Source organism: Pararobbsia alpina (genome assembly GCF_965118125.1).
GTDB classification, from domain to species: Bacteria; Pseudomonadota; Gammaproteobacteria; order Burkholderiales; family Burkholderiaceae; genus Pararobbsia; species Pararobbsia alpina_A.
This window is the reverse complement of record NZ_OZ221288.1, coordinates 271,624-293,189: the sequence shown is the minus strand read 5'-3', so window position 1 is coordinate 293,189 and position 21,566 is coordinate 271,624. Positions and strand designations below refer to the sequence as shown.

Sequence of the window (21,566 nt, the reverse complement as noted above, 5' to 3'; positions counted from 1 at the left end):
AAAACCCGATTCATTGACTCTTGAACCTACAGGAGCATCGAACATGTCCTCCCACGATCACGACGAGCGCCCCACTGCAAACGGCCGGCGTTCGTTCCTCAAGGGCACGATCGCCATTGCCCCGCTGGCCGCTGTCGGCGCCACGGCCGCGGTCATGCGCCCCACGCCCGATGACCTCGCGCGTTCCGCACCACCGCCGAACGCACCTGCCGTCGACAACTATCAGCCCGGCTTTTTTACGCCCGACGAATGGGCGTTCATCAATGCCGCGTGCGACTGCCTGATCCCCAAAGACCATGTCGGCCCCGGCGCGGTCGAACTCGGTGTGCCGCAATACATCGACCGCCAGCTTCAGTCGCCATACGGCGACGCGTCGCGCTGGTACATGTCCGGCCCGTTCCAGTCGGGCGAGCCTGAGTTCGGCTACCAGTCGAAACTCACACCAAAGGAACAATTCCGGCTCGGCATCCGTGCGATCAACGCCTACTGCCGCAGCCATTTCGGCAACAAGACGTTCGCCGAGCTTTCCAAGCCCGAGCAAGTCGACTTCCTCAAAAAGATGGAAGCCGGCGACATCAAGGACGACTTCAAGATGAAGACGTTCTTCTCGGGCTTCCTGCTCAAGACCACGATGGAAGGCTACTTCTGCGACCCCATGCACGGCGGCAACAAGGATATGGCCGCGTGGAAGATGATCGGCTACCCCGGCGTGCGCGCCGACTACGTCGAGTGGGTTGGCGAATCGAAGCCCTATCCCTATGCACCTGTGAGCCTCTACGGCAAGCGAGGCTGAGCGCACCATGGCAACCATCAAGAAAAAATCCGTCGACGCGGTCATCATCGGCTTCGGCTGGACGGGCTCGATCATGGCGATCGAGCTGTGCAACGCGGGCCTCGACGTCGTGGCGCTCGAACGTGGCGACAATCGCGACACGATCCCCGATTTTGCGTACCCGCAGATCGTCGACGAGGTGAAGTACTCCGCGCGACAGGCCTTGCTGCAAAACCTTGCCAAGACCACGGTCACGGCGCGCCATACGAAAGACGACACCGCATTGCCGTATCGTCAGTTCGGCTCATTCAAGCCGGGTGAAGGCGTCGGCGGCGCCGGCACACATTGGTCCGGCGTGCAGTCGCGCGTGATGCCCGACGAGCTGCGCCTGTATAGCCACACGAAGGAACGCTACGGCGAGAAATTCATTCCTGAAGGCATGAATCTCCAGGACTGGGGCGTCACCTACGACGAACTCGAGCCGCACTTCGATCGCTTCGAGTACGTCTGCGGCACGTCGGGCAAGGCCGGCAATATCAAGGGTGTGCCCGCTAACGCCGGCAATCCGTTTGAAGCATACCGTTCGCGCGAATATCCGCTGCCCGCCCTGCCCGATCATCCGACCGGCCGGCTGTTCGCGACCGCGGCGCGCGAGCTTGGCTACAAGCCTTTCGCGCTGCCTGCAGGCAATGCGTCGGGCGCGTGGCAGAACGAATACGGCTGCCAGCTCGGGCCCTGCAATTTCTGCGGCTTCTGTAGCGACTACGGTTGCCTGAACTACTCGAAGGCGTCGCCGCAGACCGCGATCATTCCGGCGCTGCTGCGCAAGAAGAATTTCGAGCTCCGCGTGAACTCGCACGTCGTGCGCGTCGAACTCGACGACACCCGCAAAAAGGCGATCGGCGTCACCTATATCGATGCCGAAGGCAATGAAGTGTTCCAGCCCGCCGAGATGGTCGTGCTTGCTGCGTTCCAGCTTCACAACATTCGCCTGATGCTGTCGTCGAAGATCGGGCAGCCGTACGACGCGGAAAAGAACGAAGGCGTGATCGGCCGCAACTTCTGCTACCAGGTGCTCAACAGCGTCAATTTGTTCTGGGACAAGGACGTCTACATCAACCAGTTCATGGGTGCAGGCGGTGGCGGACAAGCCATCGAGGAATTCAACGCCGACAACTTCGATCACAGCCAGCTCGGCTTTATCGGCGGCGGGATCATCTGGGGTCGCCAGACCGGGAACGGCCCGGTCCGCGGTGTGCCGCTGCCCAAGGGCACGCCCAAATGGGGCACGCAGTGGAAGCAGGCCGTGGTCGACAACTTCCAGCACAGCGGCCGGATCGAATCGCAGATCAGCAATCTTGCGTATCGCGCCTGTTTCGCCGACCTCGACCCGACATACAAGGACGCCTACGGCGAGCCGCTGTTGCGCGTCACGCTCGACTGGCAGGACAACGATATGCGGGCGTCGGAATACATCGCCGGAAAGATGATGGACATCGGCCACGCGATGAAACCCAAGAGCATCTCGGGCCGCATTCTCAAGCGCGGCGATCACTGGGATACGCGCGAGTATCAGAGCACGCACGTCTGCGGCGGCACCGCGATGGGCGCCGACCCGAAGACCAGCGCGGTCAACAAGTATCTGCAGAGCTGGGACGTGCCCAATGTATTTGTGCTCGGCGCGAATACCTTTGCACACGGCATCGGCTACAACCCGACCGGCCTGGTCGGTGGCCTCGCCTATTGGGCGGCCAGCAACATTCGCTCGCAATACCTGAAGAACCCCGGCCAACCGATGGTCCAGGCTTAAGGAGCAGAACTTCATGCGCAAGTTATTGGTTTTGATGGCCTTCGCCGTCATCGTGGTCGGCGGCCTCTGGGCGGCGACATGGCCCAAGCCGGCCGTCGTGATCGATGCACAAGCCGCACAACGCGCGGGCGATCCCGTGCACGGCGAATACCTCGCGCGCGCGGGCGACTGCATGGCCTGCCATACCGCCAAGGGCGGCGAGCCGTTCGCCGGCGGCGTACCGTTCCCGACGCCGCTCGGTACCGTCTATTCGAGCAATATCACGTCGGATGGCACGCACGGCATCGGCAACTGGTCGTTCGAAGCATTCGTACGCGCCATGCGTGAGGGCGTCGCCGCAGATGGCTCGCGCCTCTATCCGGCCATGCCCTACACGGCCTACGCGAAGGTCGGCGACGACGATCTCAAGGATCTCTATGCGTACTTCACGACACGGGTCGCCCCCTCGACGCAGGCCAATCGCAAGAGCGATATCGCATGGCCGCTGAGCGTGCGCTGGCCGCTCGCGTTCTGGGACAAGGCGTTTCACGACGATACGCGTTTCGTCGCTGATCCTTCAAAGAGCGTCGAATGGAACCGGGGGGCCTATCTTGTGCAGGGGCTCGGTCACTGCGGCACCTGTCATACACCGCGCGGCGCTGCGTTTCAGGAGCTTGCGCTGACCGAGCACGGCCCCGACTACCTGTCCGGCTCGCGGCTCGACGATACGTCGCCAATCAATCTGCGCGGCGACAAGGGCTCGGGGCTTGGCGACTGGTCGAAGCAGGACATCGTCGCGCTGCTCAAGACGGGACGCACGCCGCATTCGGCGGTCACGGGCCCGATGGGTGAAGTGGTCGAAAACAGCACGCAGTATCTGGCCGATGCCGACCTCCATGCGATCGCGGTGTACTTGAAGAGCTTTGCCGCCGCTCGCGGGAAGAACGATGGCACGCCGGCGTACGCGCACGACGAGTCGACCGTCGAATCGATTCGCGCAGGCCAGGCCAATGCCACCGGTGCTCGCGTCTATCTCGACAGCTGCGCGGCTTGCCATCGTCAGAACGGCGAAGGCGCACCGCGCGTGTTCCCGTCGCTGGCCAACAACCCGATGGTGCTTGCAGCGCACCCGGACTCGTTGATCGCCGTGATTCTCAACGGCTCGCGCTTGCCCTCGACCGAGACCGCGCCGTCGAGACTGGCGATGCCGCCGTTCGGCTGGCGCTACAGCGATGAGGAAGTCGCCGCGCTCGCGACGTTCGCGCGCTCGAGCTGGGGCAATCACGCTGCACCAGTGACGGCGGATGCCGTGCGGGACGTGCGTGCGCATCTGGCCACAACCGCGGCGGCGGCGGCTTCGGGCACGCAGACGCCCTGACCGCTGGACTGACTGCACGACTCCACGTAGGACCAGGTTGCCGGGCTCGCTATGCGGGCCTGGCTCTCGAACGCTGACCGGCCCGCAAGACCCGATACACGAGCGAACGGCATCAAGCCCGTACCTGCGCTCGCGGGCACGAACACGACGATGACGCGGGAGACTTCGGCACGGCGGCCCGCAAACAGGCGATGTCGCCTTCTGCCACTCTTTAGTGGTAGCCTGTCGGGCAGTTGCAGCCCAGCCGTTCCGGCCGCCCCCGAGTGCCGGACGCGTCAACGACAGGAGACGCCATGAACGCCCCGTCCGATCCTGCACGCAAGGTCGATCCACGCGCCGGGAAGCTGATCCCGCCGTCCGGCCTCGTCGATCTCCCGAAACTCATTACCGCTTACTACGCTGAACGCCCCGATCCGTCCGTTGCCACGCAACGCATCGCATTCGGGACCTCGGGTCATCGCGGTTCGTCGTTCGAGCGTACCTTCAACGAGTCGCATATCCTCGCGGTCAGCCAGGCGGTGTGCGACTACCGGGTACACAAGGGCATCGACGGCCCCCTGTTCATCGGCATCGATACGCATGCCCTGTCGTACCCGGCTTACGTGAGTGCGCTGGAAGTACTGGCCGCCAATGGCGTGGAAGTTCAGGTGGCCGAGGGCGACGAGTACACGCCGACGCCCGCCATCTCACACGCGATCCTGACGTATAACAAGGGCCGCACGACCGCGCTTGCCGACGGCATCGTCATCACGCCGTCGCACAATCCGCCCGACAGCGGTGGCTTCAAATACAACGCGACCAACGGCGGGCCTGCCGATACGGACGTGACCAAGTGGATCGAGCAGCGCGCGAATGTGCTGCTCGAAGGCGGACTCAACGAGGTCAAAAGAATGCCGTTCGAGCGCGCCGTGCGGGCCTCGACAACCCATCGGCATGACTTCGTTTCGGCGTTCGTCGCCGACCTGGCGAACGTCATCGACATGGACATCCTGCGCGATTCGAAGATTCGCATGGGCGTCAATCCGCTCGGCGGCGCCGGCGTGCATTACTGGGGGCCCATCGCCGAGCGCTACAAGCTCGATCTGACGATCACGAGCGACGAAGTCGATCCGACCTTCCGTTTCATGACGGCCGACTGGGACGGCAAGATCCGCATGGATCCGTCGTCGCCGTATGCGATGCGCAGCCTCGTCGAGCTCAAGGACAAGTTCGACATCGCCTTTGCCTGCGACACGGACCACGACCGCCATGGCATTGTCGCGCCGAGTGCAGGCCTGATGCCGCCGAACCACTATCTGGCAGTTGCGATCTACTACCTGTTCAGCCATCGCCCGCAGTGGCGCAAGGAAGCGGCCGTCGGCAAGACACTCGTCAGCAGCAGCATGATCGATCGCGTGACGCACAAGCTCGGCCGCACGCTGTATGAAGTCCCGGTGGGCTTCAAATGGTTTGCACCCGGCCTGGCCGACGGCTCGCTCGGCTTTGGCGGCGAAGAAAGCGCCGGCGCATCGTTCCTGCGTCGCGACGGCACCGTCTGGTCGACGGACAAATGCGGCATCTCGGCCGCCTTGCTGTCGGCTGAAATGACCGCCAGAGTCGGGCGCGACCCCGCGCAGATTTATCAGGAACTCGCGAATGAATTCGGTGCGCCGGCAGCGGATCGGATCGACGCACCCGCCACGCCCGCACAGAAGAAAAAACTCGGTGCCCTGTCTCCCGATCAGGTCCGCTCGTCGGAACTGGCCGGAGAGAAAATCACGTCGGTGCTCACGACGGCGCCCGCGAACAACGCATCGATCGGCGGTCTCAAGGTCGTGACCGAACACGCGTGGTTTGCAGCACGTCCCTCCGGCACGGAAGACATCTACAAGATTTATGCGGAAAGCTTCAACGGTCCCGAGCATTTGCAGCGCGTGATCGCCGAAGCACAGACGCTGGTCGACGCGGCGCTGGGAAGCTGACTCGTACTTCGGCTGTCCGACAGTTGTACACGGCGAACCACCCGGCGGCAGCTTTCAGACTTGACGTGTCTGAATAGCGCCGCCGCTTTCATTTGCTCATTTTTTTGCGAAGCGCAAACCCAATAGCCTGAATCAGAGCCGAATTGGGATTTGATAATTGATCAGCAAAGTACTCCTCAACATCCTGCACACTCGAAAGCGCATTTCCACCCGCAGAAAACAAGCCGGTATTTCGATTGATTTCCCCTAATTCGATAGGATAACCTGTCGATAAAATCCTCATGTGAACGATGGTAACCAACTCACTTTGCGGATTATAAACATCCGTATCAAGATGAACACGAAATACAACCCCCTTCAGACTGGAAGCGAACTCGGCAAAAACAAGCGCGAAATGATCACCAGCATTGTCTCTTAACGAAAAATCGATGCGCTCGATGACCCCCTCCACATCCCCCTTCGCTTGCGCATAGCTTTCGTTGACAATCGAAAGAGACCTTTTAATTAATTCATTGAAATCAGTCATATCAACCTCAAATATATATATTGGCGTAGATTGGCTAATGATCCGAGAGGCCTTTTTATTGCAACCCAGGATCACAGAAATGATTTCAAGAGAACTCGAAAAATATTAGCGCATAGACAATCTTGGCTGCTATCGGACTGCGGAGGTTTGCCGTTCAGTTTTGTCTGACTTCGACGATCCGACGTCATCGCGCGCCGCGCTTCACCACTTATTCGAGTCGCGGGTCGTCTGCTTTTGAGCGGCCTATGCTATCGTTGCGGCGCGTTTGGTGCTCGCGCGCGCCGTCCGGTGCGTGCAGTTCAACGGGAAACAGGATGTGTCCGACGATGCCAACCTGTGCTGCCCCCGCAACGGTAAGCGATCCGGTCGATGTGAGTTGGCCCGCTTCATTCCATAGCCACTGCATCCGCGGGAAGGCGAATGAAGTCATGATCGCCAGCCCGGATACCGGCCAACGCAAGGGGCGACTCCCGCGGGGTGCTGGATTCTCCAGTGACCGCGATCGCCGACCGCCGAGTCCGCGGGGGACGGACAACGGCGCATGACGCCACGCCACCGACACTCTGTCGCGGCCTGACGCTGACGCGCTTCGACCTGATGACCACTGCCGCCACCGTGCCTGCGACGCGCCAACTCGTGCTGCTGTCGCATGCGGACACCGATCTCACGACCCTCCGGCTCGCGATGCCCGCGCTCGTTCGAGCCGAAGCCGATCTGGCCATTTCCACCGTACCACTTCAAACGGTGTCGACATCCGACGCAATGCACGCGTGGATGGATTCAGCGCTTGGCCCCGATTCGATCGTGGTGGCCCGTGTGCTCGGCCGTGCCGACGAAGTGCCGGGCCTTGCGACGCTGGCGCATCATGCGCAAGCCCGCGGCATCGCACTCATTGTGTTGAGCGGAACGGGAGAAACCGATCCGGAATTCGACCGGCTGTCGAACGTCCCGACCGATATCGTGCGGGATATCAACGCGTATTGGCTCGCAGGCGGCATCGACAACATCGCCCACTCGCTGCGCTATGCATCGGACCGGCTCTGGCTGACCACGCTCGGCTACGAAGCGCCGAAGCCCCTGCCCGAGCACGGCGTCTACCTGCGCGGCATTGCGGCCGAACAGGCGCTTGACGCCTTTCGAGACGTGCGCGACGCGTCGCGCCCCGCGATCGGGCTGCTGTTCTATCGCGCGCACTGGACGAGCGGCAACGTCGGGTTCATCGATGCCCTCGTCGATGCGCTCGAAGCACGCGGCGCCGATGTGCTGCCCGTGTTCACGCATTCGCTGCGTGAAGTCGACGACAGGGACTTTCCGCTCGCGCTGAACCTGTTCGAACGTGCGGGCGGCGTCGATCTGCTGATCAACACGACCTCGTTCGCGATCGGCGATACGACCGTCGATGGTCCGGCCCGCTCCGCGCATGCCGGGGCCAATGTGTTTGAACGACTCGGCGTGCCGGTCCTGCAAGCCATCACGAGTGGCATGACCCACGCGCAATGGGCGCAATCGCCACGCGGGCTCAGCCCGCTCGATACGGCGATGAATGTGGCGCTGCCCGAGTTCGACGGACGGATCATCGGCGTGCCCGTGTCGTTCAAGGCCCCTTCGCGTGAAACGCGTGAGCTTGCCGCCAGCGGTTCGACAACGACCTCCGACACCAGCTACTACGAAGTCATCCCCGATCGCGTCGAGCAGACCGCGGCGCTCGCACTGCGGCTCGCTGCGCTGCGCAAGAAGCCTGCGGCCGACAAACGCATCGCCTTTGTCTTTACGAATTCGAGCGGCAAGGCCGCGCAAATCGGCAACGCGGTTGGGCTCGATGCCCCCGCGTCGCTGATGACGATCTTGCAAGCGATGCAGGATCGCGGCTACCGCATCGAGGGGTTGCCGGCGTCGAGTGATGCATTGATGGCGCAGTTGATTGACCGCGGCAGCTACGACCAGGACTACCTGACCGACACCCAAATGCGTGACGCCACACACGTACGCCGTGCCGACTATCAGGCTTGGGTCGAAACGCTGCCCGCTGCACCGCGTTCTCGCATGGTCGATCAATGGGGCGAAGCACCCGGCCAGGCGTATGTTGATGCGCATGGCGATCTGATGATTGCGGGCATGGCGTTCGGCAACGCGTTTGTCGCGCTCCAGCCGCCCCGCGGCTACGGCATGGATCCCGACGAGATCTACCATCAGCCCGACCTCGCGCCGACGCATCACTACTTTGCGTTCTATCGCTGGATCCGCGACGTATGGCAGGCGGATGCGATTGTTCACGTCGGCAAGCACGGCACGCTCGAATGGCTGCCCGGCAAAGGCATCGGGCTGTCGAGCGAATGCTTCCCCGATGCATTCCTCGCGGATATGCCGCTGTTCTACCCGTTTATCGTCAATGACCCCGGCGAGGGCTCGCAGGCCAAGCGTCGCGGACACGCGGTCATCGTCGACCATCTGATGCCGCCGATGACGAGCGCCGATACCTACGGCCCGCTCGCGGAACTCGTGCAGCTTGTCGACGAGTACTACCAGGTCGAAGCGCTCGACCCCGTCAAGCTTCCGCTGCTTCAGCAGCAGATCTGGGATCTGATCCGCAAAGCCAAGCTCGATTCGGATCTCGAACTGCTGCATCACCATCATCATCATGATGACGATGATGATCACCACCATGGCCACCATGGGCATGATCACCATCACGAGCATGACCATGAAGATGACCATGCCCACCACCATGCTCATGGGCATGATCATTCGCATGGGCACGAGCATTCGCATAAGGGCGCGCACGATCACGATCACGATCACGAACATGACCATGACCACGAGCATGAACATGGGCATAGGCACGAACACGCGCATGGCCACAATCACAACCATGAGCATCAACACGCCCACGCGCCTGCGCACACGCATGACCACGCCCATACGCACGAGCACGACGAGCCGCATGCGCACGGCGAGATGCCGGCCATGCTCACCGACATGGCGGGCAGCGACTTTGCCCATCTGATCGAAGACCTCGACGGCTATCTCTGCGAGCTGGGTGCGGCCCAGATTCGCGACGGACTCCATACACTCGGCAACGTGCCCCAGGGCGACGTGCTCATCGACCTGCTCGGCGCGCTCACACGGATTCCAAATCTCGATGCGCCGAGCCTGCCCGAGTCCCTCGCGCATCTGTATGAACTCGACTGGGTCGCGCTTCAGGAAGATAAAGGTGCGCGGCTCAGCTCGCCTGCTTTGGCGCTCGAAGCGCTGATCGATCGCCCTGTCGTCACGCACGCCGATGCCATTGACGCCGTGCTGGCCATCGGGCGCAGTTTGATCGCCGCATGGCACACGCATGGGTACGCCATCGCCGAGATCGACACCGTCGTCTCCGATGTCCTTCGCCGGCACGCGTCACCCGCGCTTCGCGACGTGCTCCGCTTCATCTCGACCACGCTGATGCCGCATCTCTCGCAAACCCGCGACGAAATCGAGCATTTACTCGACGGCCTCGACGGGCGCTATATCCCCGCAGGCCCCAGTGGCGCGCCGACGCGAGGCATGGCGCACGTGCTGCCGACCGGCCGCAACTTTTATTCGGTCGACCCGCGCGCCATTCCATCGATGGCGGCCTCGAATATCGGTGAAGGCCTCGCCAATGAAGTTCTGCGCCGGCATCTCGACGAAAGCGGACATTACCCTGAGTCGATCGGCATCAGCGTATGGGGCACGAGCGCTATGCGCACGCACGGCGACGATATCGCCGAGGTGCTTGCGCTACTCGGGGTACGCCCCGACTGGCAATCCGAAAGCCGACGCGTCACGGGTTTCAGCGTGATTCCGCTTGCCGAACTCGGCCGGCCGCGCATCGACGTGACCCTGCGTATCAGCGGATTTTTCCGGGACGCCTTTCCGCACCTGATCGCGCTGGTCGACGACGCGATCCGCCATGTCGCCCATCTCGACGAACCCGTCGAGTCGAACTACGTCCGCAAGCACTTCCTAGAAGAGCTGCAAGAAGACATTCGTGCGCAAAAGCCGGTCGACATCGCTGAACGGCGCGCGCTGTACCGGATCTTCGGCGCCAAGCCCGGTAGCTACGGCGCTGGCATTCTGCCGCTGATCCAGGAGCAGAACTGGCAGACCCGCGACGACTTCGCACGCGCCTATGTCGAATGGGGCGGCTACGCCTACACGCGCGGCGAATATGGCGCCGAAGCCCACGACGCATTCCGTACCCGCCTTGCGGGTGTCGAAGTCGCACTGCACAACCAGGACAATCGCGAACACGATATCTTCGATAGCGACGACTACCTCCAGTTTCACGGCGGCATGATCGCGGCGATCCAGGGTCTGACCGGACATCGCCCGCGCCATTATTTCGGCGATACCCACGACCCTTCGAATCCTCGCGTGCGCGACCTCAAGCAAGAGGCGTTACGCGTGTTCCGCTCGCGCGTCGTCAATCCGAAATGGATCGAGAGCATTCGCAAGCACGGCTACAAGGGCGGACTCGAACTCAATGCCACGGTCGATTATCTGTTCGGCTTCGACGCGACCGCCGACATTCTCGACGACTGGATGTATGAAGACGTGTCACAAGCGTATGTGCTCGACGCAGACGTGCGCCAGTTCCTCAATGAGAGCAACCCGTGGGCGCTACGGGCGATCACTGAGCGTCTGCTCGAAGCGGCTCAGCGCGGCATGTGGGAGCAGCCCGACGCGCGTACGCTGGACGCGCTGCGTCAACAACTGCTCGACGGAGAAGCCGCGCTCGAAGCTCGCGATGAAAACAGTCACGCGACGCCGAAGCCAGGCGGCGGCCACGATCGTTGAACCTCTATTCGCAAAGCCCACACTCCATGCTACCGATCTATCCGTTTGCTGCGATCGTCGGTCAGGACACGCTCAAACGCGCGTTGCTGCTCTGTGCCGTGAACCCTTCGCTCAGCGGCGTGCTGGTTCGCGGCGACAAAGGCACCGCCAAAAGCACGGCGGCTCGCGGCCTGCGTGAATTGCTGGTGCCGATCGAGCGCGTGCCGGGCTGCCCCTATAACTGCGCGCCCGGCGCATCGCTCGGCCAATGCGAGGCGTGCAGCGCCATCGAACCTTCGTCGGCTCGTACCGCGGTGTCGAGTCCCGTACCGTTTATCAATCTTCCGCTCGGGGCAACGGAAGACCGCGTGCTCGGCAGCCTCGATCTCGAACGCGTGCTCAAGGACGGCAAGCGCGCATTTCAGCCGGGCCTGCTTGCCGCCGCGCATCGCGGCATCCTGTATATCGACGAAGTCAACCTGCTGCCCGATCATCTCGTCGATGCGCTGCTCGATGTCGCCGCGATGGGACAGCACACCATCGAGCGCGAAGGGCTGTCGATCAGCCACCCCGCGCATATCACGCTGATCGGTACGATGAATGCCGAAGAAGGTGACCTGCGTCCGCAACTGCTCGATCGCTTTGCGATGATGGTCGAAGTCAGCGCGCCCGACATTCCTGCGATCCGTACCGAAGTCGTCCGGCGGCGGTTGGCCTTCGATGCGGATCCTCATGCGTTTTCCACGCGCTGGGCGCCGCAGACCCAGGCGCTTCGCGATCAGGTCGTCGCTGCGCAGGCGCTGTTGCCGCGTGTGCATCTTCCCGACTCCTTGCTCGATTTTGTGAGCACGCTGTGCTGCGACCTCGGCGCGGCCAGCCTGCGCGCTGACATCACGCTCAACAAGGTCGCGCAGACACATGCCGCGCTCGAAGGACGCGACGTCGTGAATGTTGACGATATCGCGGCGGCAGCGGAACTGGTGCTTCCGCATCGACGCCGTCGCAAGCCTTTCGAGCAACCGGGCCTCGATCGCGATCGTCTCGATGAGGCGATTCGCCGTGCGCGGGAGACCGCACCGGACTCTGAATCGGAATCCGGGCAAGCATCGGGTGACGGGCGCGAACATACAGATGCGGACTCCAGCCAAGGCGAAGGTGACGCCGCGGGCGACTCGCAGCCGTCGAGACGCCCGGACGCTTCGGATTCGTCCCATCGGAACGGTGCGCATGGCGCAGGCTCGGATCCCCGCGACGAAAGTACCTCCCGATTCGATGGGGATCGACACGCGCAAAACCGTCCGTACGACAACGAAGTCGAGGGACGCGACCATACCGGCGGCGAGCCGCAGATGCGAAGCAATGGCGCCGACCGCGCATCACATGGCGAACCCAACGATGACGACGCCGCGGGCCGACGCGTGCGACCGACCGTGTTCGGCATCGGCGAGTCCACGGCCGCACCGACCGTCAAAATCGCGACGCGCGACGAAGGCGGTGCGGAAGGACGCCGCAGCGTCGCCGCCTCGGCGTCACGCGGCGCGTACACGCACGCCGTCACATCGGACCGCCCTGCCCACCTCGCCGTCGACGCCACGCTGCGTCATGCGATCCTGCGTGAGCCCGGCCAACTGCATGTCACGCGCGACGATCTTCACGACAAAGTACTCACGGGCAAGCAGGGGCACCTGATTCTGCTCGTGGTCGATGCGTCGGGCTCGATGGCCGCGCGCCGGCGGATGGAAGCGGTCAAGGGCTGCGTGCTCGGCCTGCTCGAAGATGCCTACCGTCGCCGCGACGAAGTCGGCGTGATCGCATTCCGCGGTGACCAGGCCGAGCTTGTCCTGCCGCCGACACGCAACGTCGAGCTCGCGCAGCGCGCGCTTCAGGACATGCCGACTGGCGGCCGCACGCCGCTCGCTCAGGCGCTCGAACTGAGTGCGACCGTGCTCGCGCGCGCCACGGCTTCCTATGCTGGCAAGACGCCATCCGCTTCGACGCAACTCAAACCCTTGCTGGTCTTGCTGACCGACGGTCGCGCCAATGTGGCCCTGGCGGCGAGCGATAAGCCGGCCGATCCCTGGCGGCAGACACTCGACCTTGCCGATCATCTGGCTCAAGCGCGCGTTCACGCGCTCGTGCTCGACACCGAACAAGGCGTCGTGCGGCTTGAGCGCGCCAAGGCGATTGCCGAAGCCATGCATGCCGAATACCGGCGTCTGGACGACTGGTCCGCGCAGACGCTGGCGATCACGATTCAGGAGCGTCTCCAATGATTATCTGTACGGGCGTGGGCCCCGGTCACCTCGACTTCGTCACACGCAAAGCGTCGGAACTGATCGAAAACGCCGATGTGGTCGCAGGCTTCGATGCCGTGGTCGACGTCGTGCGGCCGTTGATTCCCGCCAACGCCGAAGTCATCACGATGGGCTATCGCGATCAGGTCGCGCAACTCGATGCGGTCGCTCGCCTCCACCATGCGGGCAAGCGCTGCGTCGTCGTGTTTATGGGCGATATCCACTTCAGCGGCTTCCAGTATCTCGAACGCGTCGAGCGCGCCTGTGGTCACCCGGTCGAGGCCCTGCCGGGTATCTCGTCGGCGCAGATCATGGCCTCGCGCGGCAAGGTGTGCTTCGACGAGACCACCTTCGTGACGTTTCACCGGCGCGGCGATCTCGAACCGTTCAAGCGCCACCTCGCGCACGTGCTCAGCGACGCGCGAAATGCGATCGTGATCCCGCGTCCATGGGACTTCATGCCGAAGGACATCGCAGCCTGGCTGATTGACCAGGGCGTTCCCGCGGAACACCCGGTCGAGGTCTGGGAAAACCTGACGCGTGGCGACGCCGAATGGCGCGGCACGCTGGGCGCGTGCACGCGCGACTTCACCGATATGAGCATCATGCTGATCCGCACGCTTGCGCCGATGCCGAGCCAGATCGAACCGCCGCCGGGCGCAGCGGTGCCGACTGCGGCTGCGGCATCCGAATCTGCATCGGCATCCGCCGCGGCATCGACCGCACCGGCGCCGGGTGGCGCCGCAACCACCGAGACTCCCGCATCAGGCGCGGCGACCATGCAATGAGTGCCGCAGCCGATACCCCTGCCGACGACTACGCGATCGTCATCGCGGGTCACGGTAGCCGTGACCCCGACGGCGTAGCCGAATTCGAAGCGCTCGTTGATCTTGTCCGTGCGCGCGAGCCCAACCGGATCGTGCGGCACGGCTACCTCGAATTCGCCACACCGACGATCGATGTCGCCGTCGAGCAGGCGATTGCAGCCGGTGCGCGACACGTGGTCATGGTGCCGGGCGTGCTGCTCGCTGCGACGCACGCGAAGAACGACATGCCGAGCGAATTGCTTGCACTCGAGCGCCAGTACCCCGAGATCCGGTTTTCTTTCGGTGCCGCACTCGATCTGCACGCAAAGCTGTTGCAGTTATGCGCTCAGCGCGTGATCGAAGCCGAAGGTCGCGCCGCGCAGTCTTCAGGCGAGACTGTGCCGCGTAGCGAGGCCTGCCTTGTCGTCGTCGGGCGCGGCACGTCCGATCCTGATGCGAACTCCGAGATCTCCAAACTCGCGCGCATGCTCGAGGAAGGCCTCGGATTCGGCACATCGCTCACGTGCTACGCAGGCACCGCGAAGCCCAAGGTTGCCGACGGGCTCGCCGCCGCGGCGCGCCTGGGCTATCGTCGCGTCGTCGTGTTGCCCTACTTTCTGTTCGACGGCATTCTCGTCAAGCGGATCTATGCCGCAGCGGAAGAACTCGCCGCGCGAAACCCCTCGCTCGAGATTCTGCAAGCCAGTTATCTCGGTCCGCACACGCACGTCGCCGATGTGTTCATCGAGCGCGCCGGGCAAGGAGCGTTGGGGCGTGCCACGATGAACTGTGCGCTCTGCAAATACAGAGTGCAGATCGTCGGCTTTGAACAGCAGGTGGGCACACCCCAGCGGGCTCATCATCTGAAAGTACGCGGATTGAGCGCGTCGACGACGGCCTCGGCACCCGCCGCTGACTCTGCGACGTTGACATCGGGGTCTGCGTCTGCATCTGTGTCTGCGACGGCTGCATCCGGAACGACGGTTTCACGGCCGCCCGAAGCATCCGTTGCATCCATGGCATCCGCAGCGATGCTCGCTTCGACGCCACCGACCGCTGCGGCCGACGCAGCCGCAGCACTCCGCCTCCCCGCCTACGTCCCGCACCCGATCGAAGCGGAAAGCATGCGGATCATCGACGCCGGCCACGACTGGTCGGCGTATTCGCCCGACGATGCGCGCGTCCTGAAACGGATCGTGCATACGAGCGGAGACTTCAACATCGTCGACGACATTTATTTCTCACCCGGTGCTTCGGTCATCGGCATGCGCGCGCTGTTGCGCTGCAAGCGCGTGATCACCGACGTAACGATGGTGCAGGCCGGGCTCAAGCAGGCTCTGCTACGCGAACTCGGGATCGAAACGTGGTGTGCCGTTCACGACGAAACGACGCACGTGCTCGCACAGACCCATAACCTGACGCGCTCCGCCGCCGGAATACGGCGCGCGTGGGAGACGTTCGGCAACGATGTCATCGTTGCCATTGGCGACGCACCGACAGCAGTCATGGAGACGATTCGCCTGATCGAAACGCAGGGCTGGCGCCCTCAGCTTGTGATCGGTTTGCCCGTCGGCTTTGTCGGCACGCGCGAGTGCAAGCAGGCGCTGCGCGAAACGATGCAGGTGCCACGAATCACGAATGCCGGCACGCGCGGTGGCTCGCCATGGGCCGCCACCGTCGTGAATGCCTTGATGATCGGTGCAATCGAAACCATCGCGGCCGTGTCTCAGGAGGCGACATCGTCATGAGCGAACGCGGTACGTTCTTTGGGATTGGCGTCGGCCCCGGCGATAGTGGCTTGATTCCGGTCGGCGCGATCGCCGTGCTGCAACGCGCGGACATCATCTATATTCCTCGCGCGACCAGCTCGGACGATTCGATTGCGCGCCGCTGTCTCGGAGAGCTCGAGCTCCCTGCCGAGCGATTCCGGGAAGTCGGCTTCCTGATGGACCCCGATCGCACCGTCCTGACCGATCACTACGCCGAACTCGCGCGCACCGTCCACACGGACCTGCAAGCAGGACGCACGGTCGCCTATCTGACAATCGGCGATACGTCGACGTATTCCACGTACGGCTATCTGCTTGCGGCACTGCGCGATCTCGACCCTGCCCTGCGGCATCACACGTTTGCGGGCGTGACGAGCTTCGCCGCGACGGCCGCCGCGCTGTCCTGGCCGCTCGGCGAAGGGAAAGAGCGCGTGCTGATCCTGCCGTGCCCGGACGATATGACGGCCCTGCGCGCGGATATCGAAACGCACGATGTCGTCGTGCTGATGAAGATCGGCAAGCGACTGATCGACGTCATCGAACTGCTCACGTCCATGGACCTTCTCGCGCATTGCGCATTCGGCCATCGCGTCGGCCTGCCCGAACAACAACTGTTCCCCGACCTCAGCGTCGCACGACCGCCTGAAGCGACGGGCTACCTGTCCACGATGCTGATCCGGCGCAACGCGCGTGAGCGGCGTCACGGCAAACTGGCGCTCGCAACCGATACGCCATCCAACAAGGCCTCCGCATGAAAGTCTTTTTTATCGGTGCCGGCCCCGGTGCATCCGACCTGATCACGGTGCGCGCGATGCGGATTCTGAACCGCGCGTCGATGGTGCTCTACGCGGGCTCACTCGTTCCCGCCGACGTACTTGAACACTGCCGCGCGGATGCCGAGATTCACGACACCGCGAAACTTAATCTCGACCAGCAACTCGCATGCTACGAACGCGCTCGCGAGCAAGACGTTGATGTCGCGCGGCTTCATTCGGGCGACCCGTCGATCTACGGCGCGACTGCCGAGCAGATGCGACGGCTCGAACAACTGGGCATCGAGTACGAGATCGTGCCTGGCGTGTCCTCGTTCAGCGCAGCGGCGGCAACGCTCGGCGTCGAACTCACGCGTCCCGAGGTTTCGCAATCCATTGTGCTGACACGCGTGTCGGGCCGCGCGTCGGCGGTGCCCGATAGCGAATCGATCGAGCAGTGGGCGCGACACCGCGCAAGCATGTGCATCTTCCTGTCCGGCCCCCATCTCAAGAAGATTGTGGCCGACTTGCTGCTTCACTATCCGCCCGAGACACCCGTTGCCCTCGCGCATCGGGCGAGCTGGCGCGATGAACGGACCCATCGAAGCACGCTCGGCAAGATCGTCTCGGAGGTCAAGGTCAAGGATTGGCAGCTGACGACCCTGCTGCTGGTCGGCGACGCGCTTGGCAAAGACGCGGGCGTGGAATCTCAGCTCTATGCGGCCAGCTTCACGCACCGCTTTCGCCGCGCGAGCGTCCGCAAGCGCCGCGCCGCATGAGCGGCACGACGAACAACGATGGCCGCACGCGTATCTGGCTTGTGCGGGACAGCGCGCTTCCGCTCGGCGAGCGGCTCCGCGACGGACTCGGCGCGATCCTCGTACAGCCCTGGCTCGACGAACAGGAGTCCGACGGTACCGCGGCAGCGACAAGCCAGCGTGAACGCTTTCGTGCGGCATTTGCCGATGCGAATCGATGGGTGCTCGTGATGGCCACGGGCATCGCGACTCGCATGCTCGACGGTCTGCCGCACAGCAAGCTCAGCGATCCGGCGGTCGTCGTCGTCGACGAAGCGGCACGGTTTGCAGTATCGCTGCTGTCCGGGCATGAGGGCGGTGCGAACGCGCTCGCCTACGAGGTCGCACGCCTGACCGGTGCGGTGCCGGTCGTGACCACTGCGACCGAAGCGCTCAAGCCGCTTGTCGTCGGCATCGGCTGCCGTCGCGGCGTGAGCGTGGACCAGATCGAAGTCGCTGTGAAACACGCGCTGGCCGGGCGCAGAATGGACGACATTCGCGAGATCGCGACGATCGACCTCAAGGCCGACGAGCCCGGCATTCTGGCGTTCTGCGAGCGGCATGCACTGCCGCTGCGCGTGTTTTCGCATGCGCAAATCGCCGCACGTCCGTGGACGTCGGAGCCCTCCTCATGGGTCCGCGAGAACATCGGGCTCGACGGCGTCTGCGAGCCCTGTGCGCTGCTCGCCGCCCCGCGCGGCTCGCTCGCCGTGCGGAAAACGGCTTTGAACGGCGTCGCGGTCGCGATCGCCGAAGACTCACCTGATTGGACTGAACACGTATGACCCCCGGTTTTCTTCATCTCGTCTCCGTCGGCCCCGGCTATCGCGAGCTGATCGCGCCTCAGGCCGAGCAGGTGCTGCGCAACTGCGAAACCGTCATCGGCTACGACCTGTATTTGCAGTGGATCGCGCCGTGGGTCGAAGGCAAGCGCGTCATCACGCTGCCGCTCACGCAAGAGCGCGAACGCGCCCGGCTTGCGATTCAGCATGCCCGCGATGGCGAGCACGTCGCACTCGTGTCGAGCGGCGATATTGGTGTCTATGCGATGGCCGCGCTCGCTTTCGAACTCATGGACGAGAGCGACACGTTCAGCGTCGCCGTTACGCCCGGCATCACCGCAGCCAACGCGTGCGCCTCGTTGCTTGGTTCGCCGCTGTCACACGATTTCGCGACACTGAGCCTGTCGGACCTGCTGTGTCCGTGGCAATGGATCGAGCATCGCGCACGGCATATCGCACAGGCCGATCTCGCCGTCGTGCTCTATAACGTGCAAAGCCGCCAACGGCCCGACGGTGTCTATCGCGTGCTCGAGATCCTGCTCGAACACAAGCGCGCCGATACGTGGTGCGGCGTTGTGCGCAATGCCTATCGCCCCGAGCAACACATCGACATCGTGACGCTCGATGCGCTGCCCACACGGCAGTTCGACATGTTGACGACGATCGTGATCGGCAACCGCTTCACGCAACGCAAGCGCAACTGGATATTCACGCCGCGTGGATACGGTGACTGGGATCCTGCGCGGATCGAGCAGCGCAACCACGATGTGTCGGGTTCAGAAAGGCTTGCTGCCCTGCAATCGGCACATCCGCACGAACCCGGTGAGCAGGTGTCGGATCAGCACGAAGCCGACGGACACGCATCGCGTGAGCCTCAGTCTCATGCGCTCCCGTCGCATAAGCATGCCTTGCCTGAGCACGTACCGTCTGACGCCTCCGCCTTCGTCGCGATGGACGGCCTCGACACCGTCACGCGAGAGCCTTTGCCACACGACGCCGTCTGGGTGTTCTCCGGAACACGTGACGGCAATGAACTGGCGCGCCTGCTCGTCGCATCCGGGCAACCCGTGGTCGTCTCGGTCGCAAGCCAGTATGGCGAAGATCTGGTCGTGCGCGATGTCGCCGGCGCTGCGGTCGTCGCGGGCCGAATCGGCATCGATCGGCGCCGCGCCTTGCTGCGCGAGCAGCGCGCACGCGCCATCGTCGATGCGACACATCCGCATGCAAGCGACATGTCGCGCCAACTCGTGCGACTCGCGAGCGAACTCGGTATCGACTACGTGCGCTACGAGCGACCCGATGCGACGGTCGACGCACCGGTCCAGCACTGCGACGACGTGCAGAATGCCGCGCAGCTCGCCATCGCACTGGGCAGCCGCATTTTCCTCGCCACCGGCGTCAATCAGCTCGACCAGTTCCTGAAGCACCCGGGCGCTCGCGAGCGCGACTGGTACTTGCGGCTGACACCCGATCCCGTGCAACTCAAGCGCGCGCTCGATGCCGGCATCGAACGCGACCATGTGATTGCCATGCAGGGCCCGTTTTCGCAGTCGTTCAATGAAGCGCTCTGGCGTGACCTTGAAATCGACTGTGTCGTCAGCAAGGAGTCAGGAGAGGCCGGGGGGTATTCAGCCAAGGCTTCGGCCGCCCAGGCGCTCGGGATTCCCTTTATCGCGATTCGCCGGCCCGTGGTCGAACATCCGAATGTCGTGCGGGATTTCGCGGCCGTGCTCGCTCACCTGAAGTCGGGGGTGACGCCATGATTCGTCCACCGCTTCCCGTGACCGTCGTCACGGGCTTCCTCGGTGCAGGCAAGACCACCCTGCTTTCGAACCTGCTGCATGAGTCAAAGCAGCGACGGCTCGCGATCGTCGTCAATGAATTCGGCGAGGTCTCGATCGACGGCGCACTGCTGCGCGAGCACGAGCGCGGCGACGAGATTCAGGTTCAGGACGTCGCCAATGGTCTGCTCGCGTACGGCGACGACACGCAATTCATGCCCTTGATGGCGCAATTGCACGCGCGGCGCGAACTGATCGACCACGTGATCATCGAGACGTCGGGCCTCGCCGTGCCGACAGCGGTGATGGAAAAGCTGCAAAGCGACCCGTCGCTCGCCGAACGGTTCGTGCTGGATGCGACGCTGGCGGTCGTCGATACGCCCTTGCTGCTCGCCGGGCAATTCGACGCCGACGACACGGACCCGAATTCCGCATCGATTGCTTCGTTGTTCCGCATGCAGATCGACAATGCGGATGTCGTGGTGCTCAACAAGATCGACGGACTCGACAAGGCGGCATTGATGCAGGCCGAGTCGAAGATCCGTAGCCTCGCGCCAGGCGTGCGCTTTGTTGAACTCGCGCATCGCGCGCGGCTCGATACCCGTCTCGCGCTGGGCCTGCGCCTGCATCAGGCGAGCGACGGTGCGCACCGGCACGGCCAGCCACTTGCCTACACGCAAGTTGCCGCCCTGCAAGCGTCGCCCGCATTGAGCCGCCGGCTCGACGGCCATAGTCATTCGGGTCTTGCGCCGCACGTCCACGGCCTGCTTACACACAAGCACTTTCATGAGCACGATCCGGGCTGGCAGTCTTTTGTGCTGCACTCGCACGCTCCACAGATCGAACGCGTGCTGCTCGACGCGCTGACCCAGGCGGCCCAGTCAGAACCGGTCATGCGGATCAAAGGCTTCGTCCGCACGCTCGATGACGCGCGGCCCATGCTGATTCAGGGTGTACGCACGCGCATTGTGGCGACGCGCACAAACGAAGGGGATGAGCTTGTCGATGATCCGACAGTGCACGCTCATGACCACGACGCGGATCATGCGCACGAGCATGGACACTCGCACTCGCACTCGCACGATCACGATCATGGCCACGAGCGCCGAGATGCTCACCATCATCCCGAGGGACACGACCATGACCATGCGCACGATCAGAAGCACGATCATGAGCACGGACATACTCACTCGCATCATCACGCACACGATCACGCCGGGTCTCACGAGCACGATCACCCCACTCCGGACTCGCAGCTGGTGTTCATCGGGTATCACGCGACGCGCAAGCGCGTTGCCGAACTCCTCACCACGCTGACCGGCACGGCATGGCATTGAAGCCGCCTCTTCAACCCAAGACGAC

Annotated in this window: 14 protein-coding genes and 1 riboswitch; of the genes, 13 read left to right on the top strand and 1 reads right to left on the bottom strand. The window is 63.5% G+C overall.

The features are described from left to right. Nucleotides 1-43: 43 nt before the first annotated feature. The 4 genes from ACMFWR_RS19765 (at nt 44) to pgm (ending at nt 5,900) form a co-directional block, all read left to right on the top strand. Nucleotides 44-793: a gluconate 2-dehydrogenase subunit 3 family protein gene (locus ACMFWR_RS19765; protein WP_413196387.1), complete on the top strand. Its 750-nt coding sequence runs from the start codon at nt 44-46 to the stop codon at nt 791-793. 7 nt (nt 794-800) lie between these two features. Beyond that, complete coding sequence (locus tag ACMFWR_RS19760; RefSeq protein ID WP_413196386.1) at nt 801-2,582, top strand: GMC family oxidoreductase; 1,782 nt, start codon at nt 801-803, stop codon at nt 2,580-2,582. 13 nt (nt 2,583-2,595) lie between these two features. Further along, the gene (locus tag ACMFWR_RS19755) at nt 2,596-3,939 is read left to right on the top strand and encodes a c-type cytochrome (RefSeq protein ID WP_413196385.1); all 1,344 of its coding nucleotides are present in this window, start codon (nt 2,596-2,598) and stop codon (nt 3,937-3,939) included. Between the two features lie 293 nt (nt 3,940-4,232). After that, nucleotides 4,233-5,900 (top strand): phosphoglucomutase (alpha-D-glucose-1,6-bisphosphate-dependent), encoded by a 1,668-nt coding sequence (gene pgm, locus ACMFWR_RS19750; RefSeq protein ID WP_413196384.1) that lies wholly within the window; start codon nt 4,233-4,235, stop codon nt 5,898-5,900. Between the two features lie 88 nt (nt 5,901-5,988). Here pgm and ACMFWR_RS19745 read toward each other — a convergent pair whose 3' ends face one another. Next, nucleotides 5,989-6,426 (bottom strand): hypothetical protein, encoded by a 438-nt coding sequence (locus ACMFWR_RS19745; RefSeq protein ID WP_413196383.1) that lies wholly within the window; start codon nt 6,424-6,426, stop codon nt 5,989-5,991. A 249-nt stretch (nt 6,427-6,675) separates the two neighbouring features. After that, a riboswitch (cobalamin riboswitch) is annotated at nt 6,676-6,897 on the top strand. Nucleotides 6,898-7,023: 126 nt separating this feature from the next. Between ACMFWR_RS19745 and ACMFWR_RS19740 the strand changes: the two genes are divergently transcribed. The 9 genes from ACMFWR_RS19740 to ACMFWR_RS19700 are packed head-to-tail and all read left to right on the top strand — an operon-like array spanning nt 7,024 to nt 21,541. After that, the gene (locus tag ACMFWR_RS19740; protein WP_413197295.1) at nt 7,024-11,244 is read left to right on the top strand and encodes a cobaltochelatase subunit CobN; all 4,221 of its coding nucleotides are present in this window, start codon (nt 7,024-7,026) and stop codon (nt 11,242-11,244) included. Between the two features lie 26 nt (nt 11,245-11,270). Next, nucleotides 11,271-13,496 (top strand): magnesium chelatase subunit D family protein, encoded by a 2,226-nt coding sequence (locus ACMFWR_RS19735; RefSeq protein ID WP_413196382.1) that lies wholly within the window; start codon nt 11,271-11,273, stop codon nt 13,494-13,496. Continuing rightward, nucleotides 13,493-14,305: a cobalt-precorrin-7 (C(5))-methyltransferase gene (locus ACMFWR_RS19730; protein WP_413196381.1), complete on the top strand. Its 813-nt coding sequence runs from the start codon at nt 13,493-13,495 to the stop codon at nt 14,303-14,305. Before ACMFWR_RS19735 ends, ACMFWR_RS19730 begins: the two co-directional genes overlap by 4 nt. Beyond that, on the top strand, nt 14,302-16,071 hold the full coding sequence (locus ACMFWR_RS19725; protein WP_413196380.1) for a precorrin-8X methylmutase: 1,770 nt from the start codon (nt 14,302-14,304) through the stop codon (nt 16,069-16,071). Before ACMFWR_RS19730 ends, ACMFWR_RS19725 begins: the two co-directional genes overlap by 4 nt. Beyond that, nucleotides 16,068-16,847 (top strand): precorrin-2 C(20)-methyltransferase, encoded by a 780-nt coding sequence (gene cobI, locus ACMFWR_RS19720; RefSeq protein ID WP_413196379.1) that lies wholly within the window; start codon nt 16,068-16,070, stop codon nt 16,845-16,847. The genes ACMFWR_RS19725 and cobI overlap by 4 nt, the downstream gene beginning before the upstream one ends. Beyond that, the gene (gene cobM, locus ACMFWR_RS19715; RefSeq protein ID WP_413196378.1) at nt 16,844-17,623 is read left to right on the top strand and encodes a precorrin-4 C(11)-methyltransferase; all 780 of its coding nucleotides are present in this window, start codon (nt 16,844-16,846) and stop codon (nt 17,621-17,623) included. The genes cobI and cobM overlap by 4 nt, the downstream gene beginning before the upstream one ends. Then, nucleotides 17,620-18,426 (top strand): cobalamin biosynthesis protein, encoded by an 807-nt coding sequence (locus ACMFWR_RS19710; RefSeq protein ID WP_413196377.1) that lies wholly within the window; start codon nt 17,620-17,622, stop codon nt 18,424-18,426. The genes cobM and ACMFWR_RS19710 overlap by 4 nt, the downstream gene beginning before the upstream one ends. Next, nucleotides 18,423-20,186 (top strand): precorrin-3B C(17)-methyltransferase, encoded by a 1,764-nt coding sequence (cobJ, locus tag ACMFWR_RS19705; protein WP_413196376.1) that lies wholly within the window; start codon nt 18,423-18,425, stop codon nt 20,184-20,186. Before ACMFWR_RS19710 ends, cobJ begins: the two co-directional genes overlap by 4 nt. Beyond that, nucleotides 20,183-21,541, top strand: coding sequence for a CobW family GTP-binding protein (locus ACMFWR_RS19700; protein WP_413196375.1), 1,359 nt, complete (start codon nt 20,183-20,185; stop codon nt 21,539-21,541). The genes cobJ and ACMFWR_RS19700 overlap by 4 nt, the downstream gene beginning before the upstream one ends. Nucleotides 21,542-21,566: the final 25 nt, after the last annotated feature.

Bases quoted from the DNA above. Each gene is read 5' to 3' on its own strand.
- ACMFWR_RS19765 (WP_413196387.1), top strand. From the start codon at position 44: ATGTCCTCCCACGATCACGACGAGCGCCCCACTGCAAACGGCCGGCGT.
- ACMFWR_RS19760 (WP_413196386.1), top strand. From the start codon at position 801: ATGGCAACCATCAAGAAAAAATCCGTCGACGCGGTCATCATCGGCTTC.
- ACMFWR_RS19755 (WP_413196385.1), top strand. From the start codon at position 2,596: ATGCGCAAGTTATTGGTTTTGATGGCCTTCGCCGTCATCGTGGTCGGC.
- pgm (WP_413196384.1), top strand. From the start codon at position 4,233: ATGAACGCCCCGTCCGATCCTGCACGCAAGGTCGATCCACGCGCCGGG.
- ACMFWR_RS19745 (WP_413196383.1), bottom strand. From the start codon at position 6,426: ATGACTGATTTCAATGAATTAATTAAAAGGTCTCTTTCGATTGTCAAC.
- ACMFWR_RS19740 (WP_413197295.1), top strand. From the start codon at position 7,024: ATGACCACTGCCGCCACCGTGCCTGCGACGCGCCAACTCGTGCTGCTG.
- ACMFWR_RS19735 (WP_413196382.1), top strand. From the start codon at position 11,271: ATGCTACCGATCTATCCGTTTGCTGCGATCGTCGGTCAGGACACGCTC.
- ACMFWR_RS19730 (WP_413196381.1), top strand. From the start codon at position 13,493: ATGATTATCTGTACGGGCGTGGGCCCCGGTCACCTCGACTTCGTCACA.
- ACMFWR_RS19725 (WP_413196380.1), top strand. From the start codon at position 14,302: ATGAGTGCCGCAGCCGATACCCCTGCCGACGACTACGCGATCGTCATC.
- cobI (WP_413196379.1), top strand. From the start codon at position 16,068: ATGAGCGAACGCGGTACGTTCTTTGGGATTGGCGTCGGCCCCGGCGAT.
- cobM (WP_413196378.1), top strand. From the start codon at position 16,844: ATGAAAGTCTTTTTTATCGGTGCCGGCCCCGGTGCATCCGACCTGATC.
- ACMFWR_RS19710 (WP_413196377.1), top strand. From the start codon at position 17,620: ATGAGCGGCACGACGAACAACGATGGCCGCACGCGTATCTGGCTTGTG.
- cobJ (WP_413196376.1), top strand. From the start codon at position 18,423: ATGACCCCCGGTTTTCTTCATCTCGTCTCCGTCGGCCCCGGCTATCGC.
- ACMFWR_RS19700 (WP_413196375.1), top strand. From the start codon at position 20,183: ATGATTCGTCCACCGCTTCCCGTGACCGTCGTCACGGGCTTCCTCGGT.